Below are 4,894 nucleotides of genomic sequence, written 5' to 3'. Positions count from 1 at the left end.
AAGTGAAATAAAAAAATCTAAAAATCCTTCTTCCAGCTTCATTCCTATATCCATTTAAATGAAGCTAGCCTCTCATTATTTACCGATTTAAGCTAGATTTTTTTCATGAGGTGGCCCTGAGGAAATCGCAAGTTATTATTGACAAAAGGACTACTACCCTCCCCATGGATAAATAGGGTATAACCACTAACTAGCTCCTGTGAAGAACAAGAGCTACTATCGCGCGGCGTAAATCCAAATTGGACATAGTCCACCTCAAAAGCATTAAAAAAGGCCAAAATAGTAGTCGAAGTCAGGGTAATCGGGCTAAAAACATCCCATAAAAGTGCTTGATTCTCATTAAAGCTAGCAACTATTATTGCGTCTAAGTCAGAAACATAAAACACATCATTTTTTAAAAAAGATAGGCAATAAAACATGGCTAAATGTGCGGTATGTTGCATCGCCAGTTTACCAAAGGGCTTCGTATTTTGGACATAATCATAAAGCATTTTACTATGGCTAGGATTATCCATATCTAATTTTTCATAGGCTAAAAAGTTATCCGTTTTGGAAACGGCCTTAAAAAACATCGTTTCTTTAGCTGGCTTAAAGTCAAATTTTGGGTAAATATCCAGGGCCTTATTATCCGCATATAAATAGATGAGATCGCATTTATCTCTCCACTGCTCAAGGACAAATTCCATGAGAAATCGACTTAATCCACGCTCTCGATGTTCCTCTGCAGTCATTACCGTGCAAATTTGAATATAGCGTTTTAACTCGCCCAACACCTCAAAGTGCATGATATTTACAGAAACATTGGCAAGGGCGGTTTCTTTATCAAAAAGAGTGTAGGGAATGTATTTATCACCCCAATAGCCAGCTTGATACCAGGATTCATAAGACAAGTGAAAAATTTTCTCAACTAGATGATTAAAGGATTTTCTCAGCCTTTCGTTTTTTTGATAAGCGATATGTAGCTCATAAACCTTATCATTTACTGTAATTAACATAAAACCCATTTCCCAAAACAACTAATAATTATTACATTAATAAGTTAAGAAATGAATTATTTCATTCTGGTACATGCCAAAAATCTGCCATGCCCGCGCAGGAGGGCAACCATTCTTCGCAACGTAATTAATCGTTTTTAGTAATAAAGGTAGGTCTTTTAAGCTGAATAAAGATATAAAACTCTATCCACCGCACTTTTCCCTTTATCATTAAAACCTGTTTATCCCAATTGCAAATTGAGTAGCTTTAGAATCTTTTTTGTTTTATTTAATTCGCACATGTAATTCTTTATCGAATCCAATCCAGGCTCTTTTTAAAATAGGTGTATTAAACGCAATGCCTACTTCTCCTTTAGCATTTAAAGAGATAACACCTAAGTCGTCTTTAACATCTTTATTGCGTTGGTGTAGTACGTGTTCACAGGCTTCTTGTAAAGGCATCTTAAATTCCACCATTAGCGAAATGGTATAAGCTATCACTCGATTAATAAGATACTCGCCGGTTCCTGTGCCAGCTACAGCACAAGTATTGTTATTTGCATAACATCCTGCACCGATGATGCAACTATCCCCAATTCTACCAGGCATGTTATTAGGTGTGCCGCCAGTTGATGCCCCTGCTGCTAAATTGCCTTCATAGTCTAGGGCTACTGCACCAATAGTGCCATGAATTTTTTTTGTTAATTGCTCTTGCATGCTGTCTTGATTACTGGCTTCTTGAAAAAGATTATATTGATGCTCAGTGATGAAATAGGAATCGGGCTTTAAAATAATATGCTCGTCTTTAGCAACCTCTAAAGCACCGTACCCTGAAAAAAATGCATGTCTTGTTTTTTGCATGATACAACGAGCAAGACTTATCGGGTTTTTTACATTTCTGACCATTGAAACAGCACCGGCTTGTTGATTTTTACCGTCCATGATGGAAGCATCCATTTCAACCTCACCTTTTGAATTAAGGCTTGAACCTCGACCTGCATTAAAAAGCGGGTTATCCTCCATAAATCGGGCCGCTTGTTCAACCGCTTCTAGTGCAGAACTACCCTTTTCTAATAGTTTATAACCTTCTAAAGCTGCATTCGACAAGGCTTTTTCATAAGCATGCCAATTGTTTTTTAGAAATTTATCTTCTTGGCCACAACCTCCATGGACTACTATCGCTATATTCTTCATTTTTGCTTGGCTTCCCTTTTTTAATTTAAGTCTACCTAGCAGCTTTATTTCCACCATTAGTATTTCCCTCCTCTTTTAGGGAAACTCCGATGTTCATTTGAACAGCTTGGTAGTTTAATTTGCGTATTCCCTGTCCGAGCGCAAGACTGGTTTTATAATCCGTTCCTGCTGCGGCACATAGCGCGGTACTGCCCCGTGCCGCCGCAATTGACGGCATTGAATTTGCCCGGGGTTGTTAGGTTAGGCATAATAGCCAAGCTGTTTCCCTTATCAAACCAACCGATAGAAGAAGAGTTTAGTTAAACTGTCCAAGCGCTGTGCACGCTTTGTCGCTGCAACTGGTGGCATAAAAGTCGCCTTGGTTTGTTATTCCTGTATTTGGAGCACTCCAACTATTCCCCCCATTTATGCTTTGATAAAGCAGCGGAAGGCCAGTTGTATAATCCCTTCCTGCGGCAGTACACCGCGAGATCCCTCCCAGGCTGCTGCAACTGGTGGCATAAAAGACACCCTGGTTTGTTATTCCTGTATTTGCAGCACTCCAAGTAGTACCTCCATTGGTGCTTTGATAAAGCAGCGGAAGATTTGTGGTAAAATCTTCGCCTGCTGCCGTACACTTCGCGGTACCGCCCATGCCGCTGCAACTGGTGGCATAAAAGACGCCCTGGTTTGTTATTCCTGTATTTGCAGCACTCCAAATACTACCCCCATCGGTACTTTGATAAAGCAGCGGAAGACTGGTTGTAGAATCCCTGCCTGCTGCCGTACACCGCGTGCTATTGCCCGTTCCGCTGCAACTGGTCGCATTGAAGGAGCCCTGGTTTGTTATTCCTGTATTTACAGCACTCCAGCTACTACCCCCGTCGGTGCTTTGATAAAGCAGCGGAAGACCAGTTGTATAATCCTGGCCTGCTGCCGTACACCGCCCGGTACTGTCCGTTCCGCTGCAACTGGTCGCATTGAAGGATCCCTGGTTTGTTATTCCTGTATTTGCAGCACTCCAACTACTACCCCCATCGGTGCTTTGATAAAGCAGAGGAGAATTGGTTGTAGAATCCGTGCCTGCTGCCGTACATCGCGCGGTACTACCCGTGCCGCTGCAGCTGGTGGCATAAAAGGCGCCCTGGTTTGTTATTCCTGTATTTACGACACTCCAAGTACTACCCCCATTAGTGCTTTGATAAAGCAGAGGAAGACCGGTTGAATAATCGATACCTGCTGCCGTACACCGCGCGCTGCTGCCCGGGCCGCTGCAACTGGTGGCATAGAAGGTGCCCTGGTTCATTATTCCTGTATTTGCAGGACTCCAAGTACTACCCCCATTGGTGCTTTGATAAAGCAGCGCAAGAGTGGTTGTATAATCCTGGCCTGCTGCCGTACATCGCGCGGTACTGCCCGTGCCGTTGCAACTGACGGAATTGAATCTATACCTATCTACAACTCCCGTAGTCGTGTTTGACAAATTCCAGCTTTGACCTCCATTGGTGGTAGCAACCCCCGGAAAAAACGAAGTAGACTTAGTAGAGCTAAAGTGTACAGAGCAATTCGCGGTTATTCGGCCTGTGATATAGGTGTTTTCTGACCAAGAACCAGTGGGGCAAGTGCCACCTACCTCATGGGAGAGCGTATAGCCACCATTAGCAGTCACGGTAAATGCTCTGGTTGTTCCATAATCAACCTTTTGTGGAGTATTCGGGTCAATGCTTTCATTGCCATCCCCCTTAGGCGTCACAATAAGTTGACTCCGCCCTACCCGAATATTTAAACTATCGCGCGGATATGGCTGATAGCATTGATTGAAATTTGGTGTACCTTCTTTAGTGGCTTGACATAAACGTGGACCTCCTGAAACACCGCCCTTAGGAAGTTTATTGGCGGTAATCCTCAATGTTAAAGTACACGAATCTCCTGCTTGCCCGCGGGGTCTTAGCGTGCAGGGGCTGTCCTGACTTATGCCAGGGATCGGCGCCATTATCAATCGATGTGTTTTGCGCGGCGATTGATTGCGTACTTGATATTGAATGAGTGCAGTGCCATTCGCAGGAAGCACCCTGGACGTTGCTCTCAATGGTTTAAAAGTCCATACCGGTATTCCTGCATGACTAAAGGTACTCGGGCTGACTAAAATAGAAATACCCATCAATCCTGTAATTAATTTGCTTTTCATGCTTATATCCTTATGCAAAATAGGTAAAGTTAACTATCACCCATTGGTGTATAGATCATTTAAAGTAAATCTCGTACCAGAGTTTGCTCGGGAGCAATTCCTAATCGGCTTTTACCCCAATCTGCAAATTCATACCCCACGCCTACCTGCCAATGGGTAATGGCTGCTTTGAACCCCAACGTCTACGCTATAGCTAAAAGCTGTCTGAGTATGGGAGGCAAAATCAGGAGTTAGTGCGGCTTCAAAAATAATGGGTATGCCACCCCCAAATACCTCACCATCAAATAAAGCTTGAGTGGGTTGATGCGCCACATACTTTTTTCCTATCTCCGGAGTAAATAAAACGCTGGCCTGCTGCCCGCATGCGCCCAAGTGGTACCCGCACTAACCTCGGTTACAACCAACCGCTTAAGGCCAAAAGATAGAAACGCCAACTTATCAGGGCCACCTCATGAAAAAAATCTAGCTTAAATCGGTAAATAATGAGAGGCTAGCTTCATTTAAATGGATATAGGAATGAAGCTGGAAGAAGGATTTTTAGATTTTTTTATTTCACTTG

General features: G+C 43.1%; 5 protein-coding genes. All 5 read right to left on the bottom strand.

Going from position 1 to position 4,894, the window contains the following annotated elements; genetic code table 11:
- Positions 1 to 92: 92 nt before the first annotated feature.
- Positions 93 to 995, bottom strand: coding sequence for a GNAT family N-acetyltransferase (locus tag ELY15_RS13380; protein ID WP_158617496.1), 903 nt, complete (start codon positions 993 to 995; stop codon positions 93 to 95).
- Between the two features lie 264 nt (positions 996 to 1,259).
- A complete protein-coding gene (locus tag ELY15_RS13375) occupies positions 1,260 to 2,225 on the bottom strand; it encodes an isoaspartyl peptidase/L-asparaginase family protein (RefSeq protein WP_233586754.1) in 966 nt (321 codons plus the stop codon).
- Positions 2,200 to 2,385, bottom strand: a complete 186-nt coding sequence (locus ELY15_RS13370; RefSeq protein ID WP_127100862.1) for a hypothetical protein — start codon at positions 2,383 to 2,385, stop codon at positions 2,200 to 2,202. The genes ELY15_RS13375 and ELY15_RS13370 overlap by 26 nt, the downstream gene beginning before the upstream one ends.
- A gap of 78 nt (positions 2,386 to 2,463) precedes the next feature.
- Complete coding sequence (locus ELY15_RS13365; protein WP_127100860.1) at positions 2,464 to 4,335, bottom strand: hypothetical protein; 1,872 nt, start codon at positions 4,333 to 4,335, stop codon at positions 2,464 to 2,466.
- A 129-nt stretch (positions 4,336 to 4,464) separates the two neighbouring features.
- A complete protein-coding gene (locus ELY15_RS16745) occupies positions 4,465 to 4,647 on the bottom strand; it encodes a hypothetical protein (RefSeq protein WP_127100858.1) in 183 nt (60 codons plus the stop codon).
- Positions 4,648 to 4,894: the final 247 nt, after the last annotated feature.

This window comes from Legionella sp. km772, from assembly GCF_003989735.1.
In the GTDB taxonomy this organism is placed as follows: domain Bacteria; phylum Pseudomonadota; class Gammaproteobacteria; order Legionellales; family Legionellaceae; genus Legionella.
Note: the sequence above shows the minus strand (reverse complement) of the source record. Positions and strands in the feature narration are given on the sequence as shown.